17 protein-coding genes are annotated in these 15,079 nt (G+C 37.6%); 12 read left to right on the forward strand and 5 right to left on the reverse strand.

Annotated elements, in window-relative coordinates; all coding sequences use genetic code 11:
* Window positions 1–124 precede the first annotated feature (124 nt).
* The 3 genes from IV84_RS06620 (at window position 125) to efp (ending at window position 3,583) form a co-directional block, all read left to right on the forward strand.
* Complete coding sequence (locus IV84_RS06620; RefSeq protein ID WP_052694541.1) at window positions 125–1,954, forward strand: glycoside hydrolase family 53 protein; 1,830 nt, start codon at window positions 125–127, stop codon at window positions 1,952–1,954.
* Between the two features lie 104 nt (window positions 1,955–2,058).
* Window positions 2,059–2,706, forward strand: a complete 648-nt coding sequence (locus IV84_RS06625) for an FMN-dependent NADH-azoreductase (protein WP_046872039.1) — start codon at window positions 2,059–2,061, stop codon at window positions 2,704–2,706.
* 298 nt (window positions 2,707–3,004) lie between these two features.
* On the forward strand, window positions 3,005–3,583 hold the full coding sequence (gene efp / locus IV84_RS06630; protein WP_046872055.1) for an elongation factor P: 579 nt from the start codon (window positions 3,005–3,007) through the stop codon (window positions 3,581–3,583).
* Between the two features lie 92 nt (window positions 3,584–3,675).
* On the opposite strand, the gene IV84_RS06635 is transcribed toward efp, so the two are convergent.
* Complete coding sequence (locus IV84_RS06635; RefSeq protein ID WP_046872040.1) at window positions 3,676–4,080, reverse strand: iron-sulfur cluster biosynthesis family protein; 405 nt, start codon at window positions 4,078–4,080, stop codon at window positions 3,676–3,678.
* Between the two features lie 702 nt (window positions 4,081–4,782).
* On the opposite strand from IV84_RS06635, the gene IV84_RS06640 reads away from it, so the two are divergent.
* From IV84_RS06640 to IV84_RS06665, 6 genes are all read left to right on the forward strand, one after another.
* On the forward strand, window positions 4,783–6,228 hold the full coding sequence (locus IV84_RS06640) for an ABC transporter permease (RefSeq protein ID WP_056986292.1): 1,446 nt from the start codon (window positions 4,783–4,785) through the stop codon (window positions 6,226–6,228).
* Between the two features lie 69 nt (window positions 6,229–6,297).
* Window positions 6,298–6,954, forward strand: coding sequence for an ABC transporter ATP-binding protein (locus IV84_RS06645; protein WP_056986293.1), 657 nt, complete (start codon window positions 6,298–6,300; stop codon window positions 6,952–6,954).
* A 99-nt stretch (window positions 6,955–7,053) separates the two neighbouring features.
* Entirely contained in the window at window positions 7,054–7,740 is a 687-nt protein-coding gene (locus IV84_RS06650) for a response regulator transcription factor (RefSeq protein ID WP_046872042.1), read from the forward strand.
* Window positions 7,740–9,005, forward strand: a complete 1,266-nt coding sequence (locus IV84_RS06655; protein ID WP_056986294.1) for a sensor histidine kinase — start codon at window positions 7,740–7,742, stop codon at window positions 9,003–9,005. Before IV84_RS06650 ends, IV84_RS06655 begins: the two co-directional genes overlap by 1 nt.
* A 182-nt stretch (window positions 9,006–9,187) precedes the next feature.
* Window positions 9,188–9,448, forward strand: a complete 261-nt coding sequence (locus tag IV84_RS06660) for a hypothetical protein (RefSeq protein ID WP_046872044.1) — start codon at window positions 9,188–9,190, stop codon at window positions 9,446–9,448.
* 145 nt (window positions 9,449–9,593) lie between these two features.
* Entirely contained in the window at window positions 9,594–10,397 is an 804-nt protein-coding gene (locus IV84_RS06665) for a Cof-type HAD-IIB family hydrolase (protein WP_046872045.1), read from the forward strand.
* A gap of 65 nt (window positions 10,398–10,462) precedes the next feature.
* Here the strand turns inward: IV84_RS06665 and IV84_RS06670 are convergent, their stop codons facing one another.
* From IV84_RS06670 to IV84_RS06680, 3 genes are all read right to left on the reverse strand, one after another.
* Window positions 10,463–10,990: a hypothetical protein gene (locus IV84_RS06670; protein ID WP_046872046.1), complete on the reverse strand. Its 528-nt coding sequence runs from the start codon at window positions 10,988–10,990 to the stop codon at window positions 10,463–10,465.
* A gap of 86 nt (window positions 10,991–11,076) precedes the next feature.
* On the reverse strand, window positions 11,077–11,670 hold the full coding sequence (locus IV84_RS06675; protein ID WP_046872047.1) for a hypothetical protein: 594 nt from the start codon (window positions 11,668–11,670) through the stop codon (window positions 11,077–11,079).
* A 121-nt stretch (window positions 11,671–11,791) separates the two neighbouring features.
* Complete coding sequence (locus IV84_RS06680; protein ID WP_046872048.1) at window positions 11,792–12,838, reverse strand: tagatose 1,6-diphosphate aldolase; 1,047 nt, start codon at window positions 12,836–12,838, stop codon at window positions 11,792–11,794.
* A gap of 149 nt (window positions 12,839–12,987) precedes the next feature.
* On the opposite strand from IV84_RS06680, the gene IV84_RS06685 reads away from it, so the two are divergent.
* Window positions 12,988–13,440, forward strand: a complete 453-nt coding sequence (locus tag IV84_RS06685; protein ID WP_046872049.1) for an ASCH domain-containing protein — start codon at window positions 12,988–12,990, stop codon at window positions 13,438–13,440.
* Here the strand turns inward: IV84_RS06685 and IV84_RS06690 are convergent.
* Complete coding sequence (locus IV84_RS06690) at window positions 13,437–13,934, reverse strand: methylated-DNA--[protein]-cysteine S-methyltransferase (RefSeq protein WP_046872050.1); 498 nt, start codon at window positions 13,932–13,934, stop codon at window positions 13,437–13,439. The two genes, IV84_RS06685 and IV84_RS06690, sit on opposite strands and share 4 nt — an antisense overlap.
* Window positions 13,935–14,030: 96 nt before the next feature.
* Here IV84_RS06690 and IV84_RS06695 point away from each other — a divergent pair, with 96 nt between their 5' ends.
* Window positions 14,031–14,741: an AzlC family ABC transporter permease gene (locus IV84_RS06695; RefSeq protein WP_046872051.1), complete on the forward strand. Its 711-nt coding sequence runs from the start codon at window positions 14,031–14,033 to the stop codon at window positions 14,739–14,741.
* Window positions 14,726–15,052, forward strand: coding sequence for an AzlD domain-containing protein (locus IV84_RS06700; RefSeq protein WP_046872052.1), 327 nt, complete (start codon window positions 14,726–14,728; stop codon window positions 15,050–15,052). Before IV84_RS06695 ends, IV84_RS06700 begins: the two co-directional genes overlap by 16 nt.
* The last annotated feature ends 27 nt before the right edge of the window (window positions 15,053–15,079 follow it).

Below are 15,079 nucleotides of genomic sequence, written 5' to 3' on the forward strand. Positions count from 1 at the left end.
GTTGAATTAATCAACTACCTCCTACTCGATTTTAATAAGGTCTTGACGATCTTTTTTGGAACGCTTACTATTAATTTGTAAGAAAAACTTACGAGGTATAAATATTATCTGGGGAGATAATCATATGCGAAAATGGCGTAAACATCTTGCCCAGGCACTGTTAATTGGTGCTGGGCTTCTAGTTGCTTTAAGTGGTGCAACGACTTCGGTTTTTGCTAACGCTGATGGGACAACCAATGTAAAGAATGACAAAGCTACTGTAAAACCAGTTCATGGTGTAACTTCAAATTCCATTCGTGGAGTGGATATTTCTAGTTTACAAGCTGAACTGAATGCAGGTGTTAAATTCTATGGTTACAACGGTAAACAACAGGATATTCTGCAAACTTTAGAGGATTCTGGTGTTAACTATGTTCGATTACGAATTTGGAACGATCCGTATGATAGTGATGGTCATACATACGGTGGCGGAGATGCTACTTTAGATAATGCTGTCAAAACAGCTAAAGATGCAACTTCTCATCACATGAAAGTATTGCTTGATTTACAATATTCTGATTTTTGGGCAGATCCTGCAAAACAAGCCCTTCCTAAAGCTTGGAAAAACTATACATTTGCACAAAAGAAAACAGCTGTTTATGATTATACTGAAAAAGTATTGAAGACCATGAAAGCAGCCGGTGTTGATGTTGGGATGGTCCAAGTAGGGAATGAAACGACTAAAGGGATGATGCAGGAAAAGGATCCTGCTAAATACATGCAGTTTATTGCTGAAGGTGTAAATGCTGTTCATAAGTATGCCCCTAACGCTTTAGCTGCAGTTCACTATGAATCACCAACAGCATCTTCATTTGCAAAAATTGCTGCTGAGTTGAAGACTAATAAAGTAAAGTATGATGTCATGGGAGCTACTTTCTACCCACATTGGAATGGACCAGATTCCAAGTTAATTGGTGCTGAAAAAGTAATTACACAGACTTATGAAAAGAAATTTGCGGTTATGGAAATGAGTTATCCATACACGACTGATGATATGGATGGACAGTCTAACATTGTCGGATCAATTGCTAACCCGCCATTCCCAATTTCAGTGCAAGGGCAAGCCAATGCAATTAGTGATACTTGGAAGACTGTTATGCAAAACGGAAATGGTAAGGGCCTTGGTGGTTTCTACTGGGAGCCGGCTTGGATTCCAGTCAAAGCTGGCTGGGATAATTATCAATTCAACCGTGATGCAAGTGTGAAATATGGTACTGGTTGGGCAACTAAATATGCTGCTAAGTATTACGGTGATGCAGGATATTCTGACCAGGAAGCTAATGTTAATCAATATTGGGGAGCTTCATCGTATGATAACCAAGCTCTTTTTGACCCGCACGGTTACCCACTTCAGTCTTTGCTGACGTTTAAGAAAATGATTACTAATAATTATGTTTCAAAGAGTGCCAAATCGCCTGTAGATCGTTATGTAGCTAAGAAAAATAACGCATATGCATATACGTTTAAAGGCTCAAACGATAATTTCACCTTTAAAAAGGCCTTTGCGGTCAGCTCTTTGAAAGGTATTTACAAGATTGACAAAGCTGAATATGTGGTTAAAGCAGACGGAAAAACATATCTGTACTATCACATTACCTCTGGCAAAAAGACCGGTTGGATTTGGCATTCATATCTACAAAAGAAACCTAATAAAATAGCAAAAACGACTAAAGTAAATTATAAGCACCGTTATGTTGTTAAAAATAAAAAGGGAAATGTATACGGATTTCAGGGTGGTTCAAATGATTTTCAGTTTGTGACATTACATTATTTGAAGAACTATCCTAAGACCCATTTTGTTGTGACACGGGTAACTTATGTGAAGAAATATGATGGTAAAACATACAAATATTATTATGTTCATTCTTTGAATGGTAAAGTACATGGTTATGTTTGGAATGGCTATTTAAAGTAGCAACTATTTAAAATTCTTACAACTGTGATTTGGTTGTAAGAATTTTTTTGTTTTAAAGAGTTGTGGTATCTTAAAGGCGTAGAAATTCAAGTGGAGATGATGAAATGAGTACGGTTCTAGTTATTAAGGCGCACCCTGCAACCGAAAATGTCGCTAATTCTGTTGTGATTGGGGAACGTTTTGTTGAAGCATATCGAAAGGACCATCCGCAAGATCAGATTATTGAACATGATTTATATGCAGAAGGTGTTCCAGAGATTAACAGTAGTAATTTAGATAGTTGGACGAAACTGACAAACGGGACGACTTATCAAGATTTATCCGAGAACGAACAAATTTTACTAAGTCGGCAACAAAAATTGCAAGATCAATTTATTCTGGCCGATAAATATGTGTTTGTTAGTCCCATGTATAATTTGTTTATCCCTAATCGTTTGAAAATGTACCTAGACCTTGTGATTGTTTCTACGAAAACCTGGGTTGAAGGTGAACACGGCCCCGAAGGTACGCTGCACAATAAAAAAGCTCTTCATATTCAGTCATCCGGCGGAACCTATCACCATACGGATAACGAATTTATGGCAAAACTTGATTTAGGTGACAGCTATTTAAAGGCATTGTTAGGACAAGTTGGAATTAAAGATTATCAAGGCATCTACTGTGAAGGTAATTCGCATCGTGATCCAGAAGATATGGCCGCTAATCGCGAGATTGTGGCAAAACAGGCAGGAAAAATTGCCAAAACATTTTAATGATAAGAAGAGCACAGAGATTTTTCTCTGTGCTTTTTAAGCCTCTTCAATAAGTTATTTTTGATTCGAAATGTTCCACATGAAAACTTTTAACTAAGCTAAATAAGTACAGAAAATAACGTTATAGAACGGTTATAATTATCAGTACTGTAAGGAAGCGCTTTGTTTTAGCCATTTTAGTGTTAAACTAGATAATGGATATTAAAACGAAGGGAAGTCGATCATATGAGTCCTGGAGCGAGATCGTTAAATGAAGGTAGTTTTAAATAAATTCGAAGCGACATACAAGGAGAAAAAAATGATTGAAGCAATAAATCTTAAAGCAGGTATGACATTTGTAGAAAACGGTAAGTTAATTAAAGTGCTAGCTTCCGAACATCATAAGCCAGGAAAAGGTAACACTGTTATGCGCATGAAGTTGTATGACTTGCGTTCTGGTGCAACTGTTGAAAAGACGATGCGTCCTGAAGAAAAAGTTGAACAGGCTGTTGTAGATACAAAAGATGCTCAATATTTATATACACAAGGCGACGTTGCGGTATTTATGGATATGGAAACATATGAGCAATACGAAATTCCAACGGCAACTATTAAAAATGAAATGAAATACATGCTTGAAAATATGAATGTTAAAATCGACTATTACAACACTGAGGTAATTGGAATCAGTTTACCAAATACAGTTCAGTTGAAAGTGAAAGAAACGGAGCCTTCTATTAAGGGCGCAACCGTAACTGGATCTGGAAAAGCTGCAACAATGGAAACTGGCTTGGTTGTTAACGTTCCTGATTTCATCAAGGAAGGCGAACTTCTCGATATTAACACCCAAAAGGGAACATATCTAAGTCGTGCTTCAAAGTATGATGAAAGTAAGTAATAATTAATTTTAATAGTAATCAAAAAAGATGGCTTCCATAAAGGAAACCATCTTTTTCATACTCATTTAGTCTATAAAATTTCAAAAGCTTATTAACAGATCTTTCCGCCTAAAGTTTTCATTTCGTCTGTCATTGCTTGTTTATCTTGTGTAGGCGCCTCGTAGTTTTCAACGGTAACGGCACCATCTAAGACGCCACTGTCATCGGTAAGTTTTAAGGCAGCATTTTTGTAATCAAGTGCTAAGCCATTGCCGAGGAATGTCGTTTCTGGATCGCCAGTTGTCATGTAAAGATTAGCGTTGTTGTCAAGAGCCACCGCATAGTCTGAGTCGGATTGGTCAGTCACAACTAGTTGAAACTTATTACCGATCGCACAAGAACCGCCTAATTTAGAAAACTTACTAGAGCCGTCGTCCAGAGCTAAGAATACGTGCTTGCCTGCTGGAATCTTTTTTGCTAAATATGTTTGGGCTTCATCTTTAATGTTAATTTTCATTATGCTCACCATCTCTCAAATTTTTGTTGTACCTTTGACAACAAGCATAGTTTACTCGCTTACTTTAAATAAGTAAAGAGGACTGCTCAAAATATTTAAAAAAAGTTTGTTATCTTTAATCTTCATTTAAAGTGGAGGTCTTAGTATGAATTTATTCATTAAAGAAGGAGGCGGGTTTTTATAAACCTTCCTAATTTGGAAGATGATGGAATGTATTTCCATATGTTCAACTCCCCTGTAAAAATTAACTTACATCATTGAAAGCTATTCAATTAGCTCAAAGACCGAATCATACCGCGAATGTGATTCGGTCTTTTTCTGTCCTAATTATTATCTTTAAAATAGTGTTCTTGCCAATTATTTCTATCGAGAGAAAAAAAGTTATTTTTATTCCCAGTCTTAATCTTCATTTAAAGTTGAGGTTTTAAGATGAATTTATTCATTAGGAAAGAAGTGATTTTTCGTCACCTTCCAATTTGGAAGAAGATGGAATGTATTCCATATGTTCAACTCCCCTGTAAAAATTAACTTACATCATTGAAAGCTATTTAGTTAGCTTAAAGACCGAATCATACCGCGAATGTGATTCGGTCTTTTTCTGCATTTTGGAAGCCCAAAAGTTCATCTTCTATAGGTTGGCCTTAATTTTCGTTTAACGTAGACTCCTTAAAATGAAGTTTATCAATCCAAGGAGATGACAAAATGAATTATTTAAAACGGGCAATGCTTTACTTGACCCATAAAAAAGGTCAGAGCTTATTGTTGTTGTTAATTATGTCAGCAATCTTAGTTTTTGTATTATCGGGATTAATTATTCAAAATGCTGCAGTGTCAGCAACCAATAGTGTGACCAAATCGGCAGGAACCACGATCAGCGTATCAGCCAATCGAAACAAAATGTTTTCAAAGATGCGCTCAGGCACATCCAAATCGAAACCAAAAACGATTACAACGCCGACAGTTTCAAACGAGAAAATTAAAAAGGCTGGTAAGTTAAATACGGTTGCTTACTATAATATTACGAATACGGCCTCTGTAAATGCTAGTTCGTTTGACACGGTATCCACAAGTACGGGGACTTCCGGCGGTGGTATGGGGATGAAAGGTGGCGCTTCAGCAGGCGATATTAGTATTGACGGGGTTTCAAGTACTAAGCTAACCTCTGCATTTGTTTCTAAAACAAATAAGATTGTTTCTGGACGAAATATCACCACAAGTGATGTCAACACCAAAAATGTTGTGATTGAAAAAGAACTGGCGACGCAAAACGGAATTAAAGTTGGCGATTCAATGACAGTAAAGATGACAAGTTCGGGTAAGAAATCACTTAAACTGAAAGTTGTCGGAATTTACAAGGCCAAATCAACCAGTAGCAGTGTGCCAGGTAGCGACCCAAGCAATACAATCTATACAAGTTATACGTTACCCGCGACAATCACGGGAACGGAGGGTAAATCAAGTACAGTAACTTATATACTTGAAAATTCAGCTAAAGAAAAAGCAACCACTAAAAAAATTAAAAGAATCATTAACAATAGTTCGTTTTCTGTAAGTTCAGATGATGCCAGCTACAAGCAATTATTACAACCAATGAAGAATGTCCAATCATTCGCTAAGAAGATTGTTTGGTTAGTCGCAATTGCTGGAACAATTATTTTGGCATTAATCATCATTTTATCAGTAAGAACTCGGCAACGAGAAATCGGCGTGCTAGTTTCCTTGGGTGAATCGAAATTTCACATCGTTGCGCAACTATTTTCTGAATTGTTCGTCATCTTAATTGGAGCAATGGTTGTAGCCCTTCTTTTAGGCAGTTTTGTAGGTAACAAGGTTGGCAATCAGTTATTGTCACAACAACAAACCACATCGGTTTCCACAACTTCAGGATCAAATGGCGGTCCTGGTGGTAGTGGAGCACCAGGATCCAGTCAAACTGGTGGCGGCATGCGGGGTGGGATGGCTACTCAATCCGCAGGAACCACGAGTGCAGCAAACAAAAAAACACTGAAAACTTTGAACACAAGTATTACCCCAAGTTCGGTAATCAAGTTAGGCGGCATGGGATTAGTCATCATTGCCTTAGCTGTTTGTGTTTCGGCAATTAGTATTTTGAGGCTGCGACCAAAGGATATTTTGATTGGTGAATAATGGTCTTTAGAGAGTTTTTTATTTTTAAATGTAATCGCAACAGATAAATGCACACAAGGAGTTGAGAAAATGTTAACAGTTAAGAATTTAACTCACTGGTATGGAAAGTCAGAAAAGCCGCTATATGAAAATGTAAATCTAAGTTTTGAATCCGATAAAGTGTACACAATTGTCGGTTCATCCGGTTCCGGAAAAACAACTTTTTTATCTTTCATTGCTGGTTTGGATAAGCCTCAAAAAGGAGACATATTCTTAGATGGGACAAATATTAAGAAGCTTGGCGCAACAAATTATCGGAAACATAAAGTGGCCATCGTTTTTCAGCAATACAATTTGTTGACCTATATGTCTGCTCTGGATAATATTATGACGGCTCTGTCTGTGACAGATTCCGAACACAAAGGTGAAAAGCAGTATGCATTAGATGCGTTGAAAAATGTCGGCATTGAAAAATCTGATGCCGAGAAGAATGTTCAGAAACTGTCTGGTGGGCAGCAACAACGCGTGGCAATTATCCGTGCGATGCTAGTGGATGCCAACATTGTCATTGCAGATGAACCAACGGGAAACCTGGATGGTGAAAATTCAAAAATGATTATTAAATTGTTTCAAGATTTAGCTCATGCACATCACAAAACAGTCATTATTGTGACTCATGATCCAGAAATTGCGGATCATGGTGATGTAAAAATTAGTTTAGAGAATTGCCAGTTTGTGGTGGCTTAATTTAAAAATGAGGTTGAGGCAATTGGTTTCTTTGTCTTAACCTCATTTTATAGGGTAAAATAGGTAAGAGACAAAAATGAAAGAAATTAGGGATGTAAGATGACAGATATCGTAAAAATTTTATTAATTGAAGATGATCATCAGCTTTCAGACAGCGTGCGTGACTTTTTAGTTGATATTGGTTCAGTCAAGCAAGCATTTGATGGTGAAGAAGGCGAATACTTGGCGACAGAAGAACCTTATGATCTGTTCATCGTTGATTTGATGTTGCCACTGATGAATGGTTTGGAAATCATCAAAAAAATTCGTGAAGCCAAAATTGAAACGCCAATTTTAGTTTTAACTGCTAAGGATAGTTTGGAAGATAAAATTACCGGCTTTGACACTGGCGCGGACGATTATTTGACAAAACCGTTTCATCGGGAAGAATTAATTGTGCGGGTGAAAGCCTTGTTAAAACGAAGTGGTGTTTATCAAGATGATAAGCGGTTGGTGATCGATGATAATATGTGGTTGAATACAGAAAATCGCCAGGTGATGGTTGATGATCAGCCTTTAAAGCTGGTGGGTAAAGAGTATGAGATCTTGGCTTATTTGGCGCAAAACAAAAATATTATTGTTTCTCGGGAACAAATCTTTGATCGGATTTGGGGAATGGATTCAGATACGACAATTAATGTGGTGAATATTTATATTAGTAATTTGCGTCGTAAACTTGAGAAAGCAGGTCGTCCTAAACTAATTCAAACCTTACGTAATGTAGGATTTCTTTTGGAAGTGAATTAATGGATAAAATAGTAAATAGAAAGCAGCAAATTAAATTATTTCTTATAGAGTTCTTTAGTTTTTTAATTGTTTTTACGATTTTAGGAACAATTATTTTTGTGTTTTACCAACGTAATACTTATAACAGCGTTGATAGCACGTTAACTCGTCGAACACAGATGGCATCAAATAGTACCAATATGATGGGGCCACCAGATTTTCAAACCATCACAATTTACTACAATTTTAAGGGAAAAATCTTGAATTCACAGTATTTGAATAACATGGCAAGTACAGTTTCCAAGATTAAGGTTAATAAAGATAAGTTGAATAAAATCTATAACCTTGAAGTTGGCGAAACCACGTTACGTTGTGCCTATGTAAAAGTTCATTCGCAAATGACTGTTGATCGAAACGGGGAACCAATCAAAAGAAGCCAACGGCCAAAGTATGTGCTAGTTTTAAGAAATGTAACACCTGAGCTTCAGGGTGTAGAACGATTTAAGGAACTTTTACTAGCATCCTTTATTGTCTTTGGACTGATTGTGTTTATTATTAGTTACATTATTTCAGGATACAATATGAAGCCCGTATTGAAGGCTTGGAAACAGCAGGAAGAGTTTGTTGATAGCGCGGCACATGAAATTCGGACGCCATTGACAATTATTCAAAATAAACTGGAAGGCCTGATGACGAAGCCAAATGATACGATTAAAGAGCAGGCCAGCGCAATTATCATGTCACTTTCGGAAATTAGGCGGCTAAACAGTTTGACCAGTGATATGTTAACACTGGCGCGGGCAAATTCTAATGTAATTACGTTAGAAAAAACGCCGGTTAATTTTACTGAGTTTATGAATCAAATCCTGGAGCCTTATGCAGATTTGATTGAGAGCCAAAATAAGAAATTAGTAACTTCAATTAACGTGACAAAACCAGTGCTAATCGATGCCAAGCGCGTCCATCAGTTAATCGTCATCCTGTTGGATAATGCCATTAAATATACCCCAACGGGAGCCACGATTACGGTGAATAGTAGTATTGAAAACCGCAATTTAAAGATTCAAATTTGCGATACTGGAATTGGGATTAGTGATAAGAATAAAAAATCAGTTTTTAAACGTTTCTATCGAGAAGAAAAATCTGGCAATAAGAAAACCGGGGGTAACGGATTGGGCTTGTCCATTGCTGAATGGATTGTTAGCGCCCATAAAGGCCATATCAAAATAACTGATAACCCGGGCGGCGGTTCTATTTTTACGGTGCTTTTACCAGTTGCAAAATAATTAATTTTAAAACGCATTTAGCATTTCAAGATGAAATGGTGAATGCTTTTTTTTGGCTACTTACTGATATATTATCAAAAACCATAACTTCATTGTTTAATTATATTATGGACACAAAAAATTCATACTTTTCCTTTAAAGTCTATCTTATAATAATTATAAGAAAATATGGAGGAAATATAATGCGAGATGAAGAGTGTACCTATCAACGGTTTGAAGTTACTTGTAGTCAGTGTCCAATGGTAAAAAGTGGTTTTGGTGGAAGAGCAATCAAAGAGTATGAAAACACCTATTTGATTGAACTTGACATGAACACAGTCTGCAAGGAGGATCGTCATTCTTTGATGCGAATTCCAGATTTCAATGGTCGCGTTGTGATTAGTAAAAAATACGTGCAGGCAATTGAAGATGAAATTGATAATTCTAACGAAAAATTAGCCTAAAACCGGGCGCTTACTTTAATTTGTAAGCGCCTTCTGTTATGATTGAGAGAATCGTGCTTAAGTAGATATACAGCTATTTTTGCATGGCATGCTAGACTACTTGGCAGTAACAATAGTTTGGTAATGTATTTTGAAGGAGAGAATCATGACAGACAGATTAATTGCCGTCGATATGGACGGAACTTTTTTAAATAGCCACCAAGATTTTGATCGCGAGTATTTTTTGAAATTATATCCGCAAATGCGTGAAAAACAGGTGACTTTTGTTGTGGCAAGTGGGAATCAGGATTCACAATTACGAGCATTTTTCCCAAAAACTGCCTCACAAATTTGGTTTGTTTCAGATAATGGGGCCCTGGTGAAAAAACCAGATGAATCCGTAATGTATTCGGCCAAAATGGACCCAGCTGTATATCAGCACGCAATTCAGTTTTTAACTGATTTGCCGGATGTTCATCCAATTGTCAGTGCAGTTAAGAGTGCATACATTTTGAAATCTGAACCAAAGTCTTTTTCTGAAATGACGGCTAAATATTATTATAAATTACAATCGGTTAAATCATGGGATGATATTGATGACACGGTCTTGAAGTTGGGCATGTCATGTCCGGATGACCAGACGGATACAATTTTACAAATGCTCCAAGATGAATTAACGGGTGATCTGTTACCAGTTTCATCTGGGCACGGGGACATTGATTTAATCATTCCCCATACCCATAAAGCCAATGCCATTAAACGGATTACCAAGCAGTTGCACATTCCAATGGCAAATGTGGTGGCCTTTGGTGATGGTGGTAATGATGTGGAAATGATAAAAGAAGCCGGACAAGGGTTTGCTATGGCAAATGCACCACAGGAGATCAAAGCAATTGCAGATGAGATTGCGCCGGATCATGATCGAAATGGGGTATTGACTACGATTGAAAAGCTTTTAAAACAGTGGTAAAAAAATAATGTACTAAAAAACTTCCGCCAATTAACGATTGAGCGGAAGTTTTTTGATGGTTTAATTTAATGTTTGGAATGAATATAACGGATTCGGAAAAAAGTTCCAAGGACAAAGGTCACTAACATGATCAAATAGGTCCATCCCTTGTAAGTCGGAAGTAGTTCCCGAGCCTGCAGTAAATATTGATTCTGAAAAGCATTTTGGTATTCACTAGTTAGTTTGGTTTGAACGCCAGCACCAATTGAAGAATTGATGATAAGTGTTGAAATGCCATCAGATTCAAGTTGTTGTTTGACGCTATTTTGAAAACCAGTTGGGTCAACTTTAATTTCTTTTCCCTCATAAACCTGTTCAACAGCCGTCTTTAAGTCAGGTTTAATGACGTTAGAGGTTACTTTAATCGTGTAACCGTCATATTGTGGGATTTTTTCATTGACTGTATCCGTGATTTTATCGACAACCGGGTCACTGGTAGCTACGATCACCCCAAAATTCTTGTTAAAAACCGTGAATAAACAGATCGTTGCTAAAATAAAAATGACATACAGAAATGTGGAAAAAGCTCGTGAGCCATATTTGGGTTTAATCATATTTTTATGCTGTTCTCTGATAATTGGCGCCTCCTTGATGAATATGAATACGTTTCCCCCAAGATTAAGCCCCAAGCTTTGGTTTGTCAATTTGACATAAGCTGATAAGGTTCCTCTTCTGGATTAAATGTGGTGGCTAACCAGCTGAGTGGCGTACCTTTAACGATATTCTCGTATCCCTTACGTGCAATTGCATCATTCATGTCTTCTAAGGATAAGTTACTACCAAACTGTTTAAGTTTCATCGGGTCATTGACGACAGTGTGATTAAAAATTGGTGATGCCAATAAAATCACTGCCGGCAATGGTGTTGGGGTATCAAAATAGTAAGTGGTATCCGGAAATTCCAGGATGGTAATGGTATTGTTTGAAACTCGCCCAGGATAGTAAACAGCAAAGCCACGCAAGATCAGAACAGTGAGTGAGTTCAACTGAGTAATAGGATAACTCTTGTATGCTGTTCCTTCTATTAAAATTGTGATTTTATCTTTATCAAATGCGACGGTGGTTTTGGACCGCATTTTTGGATGAGCAACGCGGTGCTTTAAAACGCTTTTGCCACCCCGTGGATATTCTTCGCCATCAATTTGAATATGAGCCCAAGATAAAAATGGATCAACGCCCGTTTGTTGAGGTTTAAATGTAATTTGAGATTTTAAAATATCAGGACTAATGTTCATAAGAATCTACCTCCCCTTAACTTAAAATAGAAATATGAAAACGGTTACGTAATATCACACCGATATCGTAACACCATCTTCATAAAAACACAATCTATTTAAGCTTTTTATATGAGAGGATTTAAAGTTCAATCGGATTATCGAAAATATCTAAACTCTTTTTACCTCCAAAGCGGTCATACCAAGGAGTTGCATAATTTTCAAGAATATCATTTAAAGCTGTTAAATTAGTTTTTCCGGTTGTCTCTAACCAAGTTTTTAATCCTTGCTCATCGCTTGTTGCATAAGTGTGGATGGCTTCTTGCCATAAGGATTGTCCAGCTAAGACACCGGCAAACTTGGCGCCAGATTGGCCAGCAAATTTAACGGCCGCCATGAAGGTTTCAATTGATTCTGGACCACTTTCATATAAGAAAGGTCGAGTTGTGATATCACTGGCCTCTTTAAAGAGTTTAGCAGCTTCCCGTTTTGAATATACTGAGGTGATTTCAGAATCAGTAAAGCCATCCACAAAGTTAAAATCAATCGGGGTTTCAATTTGAAGAATGTCAATGTGATATCGTGATTTGGTTAATTCTTTGAGCGTATCGATGATTAGCATTGGTCGAATTTTAGCAAATTCTGCACTTTTTCGATCTATGATGGTATCGTCGTAAACCACTGGCTCAATAAAAAGTGGTAAGTCCGCCGCTAAGGCTTCTGCACCTACACGTTCCAAAAAAGCCTGTTTTTGATCGTTAATTTGAGCATCACCATGAGGATTATAAGCAATACGAACCTTAACGCCGTTTGTCGATGTGTGGGCAAGCCGATTTAAAGAAAGATTTGATAAGAGCCGTGGAAAATGAGTATTTTTAGAATTATCAGGCTCAGAACAATCATAGGCAGTGATGAGACCAGCCTGGGCAGTTTTCGTTTTCATAGCTTCGGTGCCTAATTCTTGATCTAATAGGACCCCGGAAGCGAAAGGCGAGAGATATTCAGAAACTAATTGTTTAAATTCGTAACATTTTTTCTCATTAAATTGATTACCAGTTTGTTCCTGTGCTTGAGCCATTGCCTTTTGAAACGATTTACGCTGATCGAGGCCTAAAATCGTTAAGGTACCTTCGTCGTCAGCTAATTTTTGAAGATTTTCAAATTTACCACGTGATAATTTTGTTTGCATGAGCTTACTCCTGTCTTTTTTAAAATATCTAAATCAACCGTATCACAATGCACGAAAAGATGAAATTGATCTGTTATTGAAAACCTGATTTTTAAACCTGAACGGCTTTAAAATGATATAATGATGAAAAATATTCACGAGGTGATTTTATGGACCATAAAGCAGAAATTGAAAATTATTGGCAAACATTTACCAGTAAACATAATCTTAAAAATGTTAGCTATAGTGCCTGGGCGTTTGGTAATACCCCGGAAATGGCGAACGAGTTAGCAGATCTTACCTTTAGAGGGATTAAAACAGCAACAACGTCAGCATACGACTTATATGAAGATAATGAACCTTATCCGCAAATCGGTGAATACAACATTATTTTGGATGGAAGCGGCCATCCGGTATGCATTACTAAAACAGTTGTTACCGAAATTATGCCATATAAGCATGTAACGGCTGAACATGCCTACCATGAAGGAGAAGGAGACCGGACTTTAGCTTATTGGCGCAGTGTTCATAAGCCATTCTTTAAAAAAGAATTCAAAGAAGCTGGGCAAACCTTTACTGAAGACATGACCTGTTTTTGTGAAGTGTTCGAGGTCGTCGGTTAGGCATTTTTAACCCGAGCTTCGAGGGCCAATAGATCACGTTTCAAAGGCAATCCACCGTGATAACCACCGAGCGAGCCATCCTTTCGAAGGACACGATGACAAGGGACAACAATTTGATTGGGGTTTCTCCCGACGGCATTGGCAACGGCCCGTGTGGCGGTTGGCCGCCCAATTTTTTCGGCTAAGGCGCTATAGGTGGTCGTTTTCCCATATGGAATGGTCTGTAACGCATGCCAAACAGCATTTTGAAACGGTGTGCCCTCAAATTCAATTGGCAGAGTAAACTGCTGGGACTTTCCGAGCAGTAAATTTTTGAGTGCTGTTTTATAGGGAGCTGTTTTTGCAGGATCTTTCAGAAATTGGGCGTTAGGAATAAAATGATGCAATTCGTCTTCTGAATTATGGGATCCCACAAATGCCAGCCCATGATCGCCAACAGCTATTAAGTAGGTATATCCTGAGACAGTTACACGATCAATATATAATTTTTTCATATTCAAAGCCTCCATTAATAACATGATTTTGTCTAAATTATAACAAATAAGTGGACAAATAAATTCAAAAAGAAACTAAGCGATAGGGATGATGGCGTGAATGATCAGTTAAATTTTAAGACGGGGGTCAAAGAGGCACTTCCCACGGTGTTTGGTTATATTGGGATTGGCCTAGCTTTTGGCGTGGTCGGGAAAACAAGTGGGTTAAGTGTTTTAGAAATCTTTTTAATGTCTTTAATTACATATGCGGGTTCCGCGCAATTTATTATGGTGAGTTTGTTACTAGCTGGCAGCTCAATTCCATTCATTATGTTATCGGTTTTTCTAGTCAATGCCCGTTTTATTTTGATGAGCACTACGGTAGCCCAGTATTTCCGGAAGGACTCTTTAGGACAAAACATTGCCATTGGCTCATTGCTAACCGACGAATCGTTTGCTTTAAGTATGAACAAATTGAATTTTACGAATCATCAACTAAAACCAGGGTGGATTCACGGTGCCAATATTGTCGCTTATTTAACCTGGGCGTTAGCGACTGCCGCCGGGGGATTACTTGGTAATTTAGTGGGTGATCCGAAAGCGTTTGGCCTAGATTTTGCTTTAGTAGCCATGTTCATTGGGCTCCTCTATCTGCAAATGATCACGGATAAAAGTAAGGCTTTTAGTTTTCAAATTATAATGGTCGTGATTGTCTGTTTTTTGATGTATGGCTTAACAATTTTCTTTACAAATAATGTAGCGCTGATTGTGACAACGTTGGTAGGCTGCTTTTTAGGGATGGTGATTGAGCAATGGCGCTCACGGTAAAAGTATTATGGGCAATTATAGGCTGTGGCATTGTGACTTGGCTATCACGGGTAATCCCGTTTGTGCTGGTTAAAAACTTTGATTTGCCCAAATGGTTAATTCATTATTTAAGTTTTGTACCACTGGTGATTATGACGGCGTTAATTATGGAAAACATCTTCACTCATCATGCGGGTTCACTACCAACGGTCAATTATGAAAACTTGCTGGCTACAGTTCCGACTTTTGTGGCAGCTATTATTTCTAAGAGCTTAATTGTAATTGTTGTGGTTGGAATCGTTAGTATGGCGCTGATTAGACTGGCTTTTTAAGGTTAGTGTAAGGTTTTCCTAGATGGT

Origin of the sequence: Pediococcus damnosus, assembly GCF_001437255.1 — a bacterium.
GTDB lineage: Bacteria > Bacillota > Bacilli > Lactobacillales > Lactobacillaceae > Pediococcus > Pediococcus damnosus.

Coding starts and splice junctions, on each gene's coding strand:
- IV84_RS06625 (WP_046872039.1), top strand. CDS start 2,059: ATGAGTACGGTTCTAGTTATTAAGGCGCACCCTGCAACCGAAAATGTC.
- IV84_RS06650 (WP_046872042.1), top strand. CDS start 7,054: ATGACAGATATCGTAAAAATTTTATTAATTGAAGATGATCATCAGCTT.
- IV84_RS06670 (WP_046872046.1), bottom strand. CDS start 10,990: ATGATTAAACCCAAATATGGCTCACGAGCTTTTTCCACATTTCTGTAT.
- IV84_RS06675 (WP_046872047.1), bottom strand. CDS start 11,670: ATGAACATTAGTCCTGATATTTTAAAATCTCAAATTACATTTAAACCT.
- IV84_RS06660 (WP_046872044.1), top strand. CDS start 9,188: ATGCGAGATGAAGAGTGTACCTATCAACGGTTTGAAGTTACTTGTAGT.
- IV84_RS06665 (WP_046872045.1), top strand. CDS start 9,594: ATGACAGACAGATTAATTGCCGTCGATATGGACGGAACTTTTTTAAAT.
- IV84_RS06645 (WP_056986293.1), top strand. CDS start 6,298: ATGTTAACAGTTAAGAATTTAACTCACTGGTATGGAAAGTCAGAAAAG.
- IV84_RS06700 (WP_046872052.1), top strand. CDS start 14,726: ATGGCGCTCACGGTAAAAGTATTATGGGCAATTATAGGCTGTGGCATT.
- IV84_RS06685 (WP_046872049.1), top strand. CDS start 12,988: ATGGACCATAAAGCAGAAATTGAAAATTATTGGCAAACATTTACCAGT.
- IV84_RS06690 (WP_046872050.1), bottom strand. CDS start 13,934: ATGAAAAAATTATATATTGATCGTGTAACTGTCTCAGGATATACCTAC.
- IV84_RS06620 (WP_052694541.1), top strand. CDS start 125: ATGCGAAAATGGCGTAAACATCTTGCCCAGGCACTGTTAATTGGTGCT.
- efp (WP_046872055.1), top strand. CDS start 3,005: ATGATTGAAGCAATAAATCTTAAAGCAGGTATGACATTTGTAGAAAAC.
- IV84_RS06680 (WP_046872048.1), bottom strand. CDS start 12,838: ATGCAAACAAAATTATCACGTGGTAAATTTGAAAATCTTCAAAAATTA.
- IV84_RS06640 (WP_056986292.1), top strand. CDS start 4,783: ATGAATTATTTAAAACGGGCAATGCTTTACTTGACCCATAAAAAAGGT.
- IV84_RS06635 (WP_046872040.1), bottom strand. CDS start 4,080: ATGAAAATTAACATTAAAGATGAAGCCCAAACATATTTAGCAAAAAAG.
- IV84_RS06655 (WP_056986294.1), top strand. CDS start 7,740: ATGGATAAAATAGTAAATAGAAAGCAGCAAATTAAATTATTTCTTATA.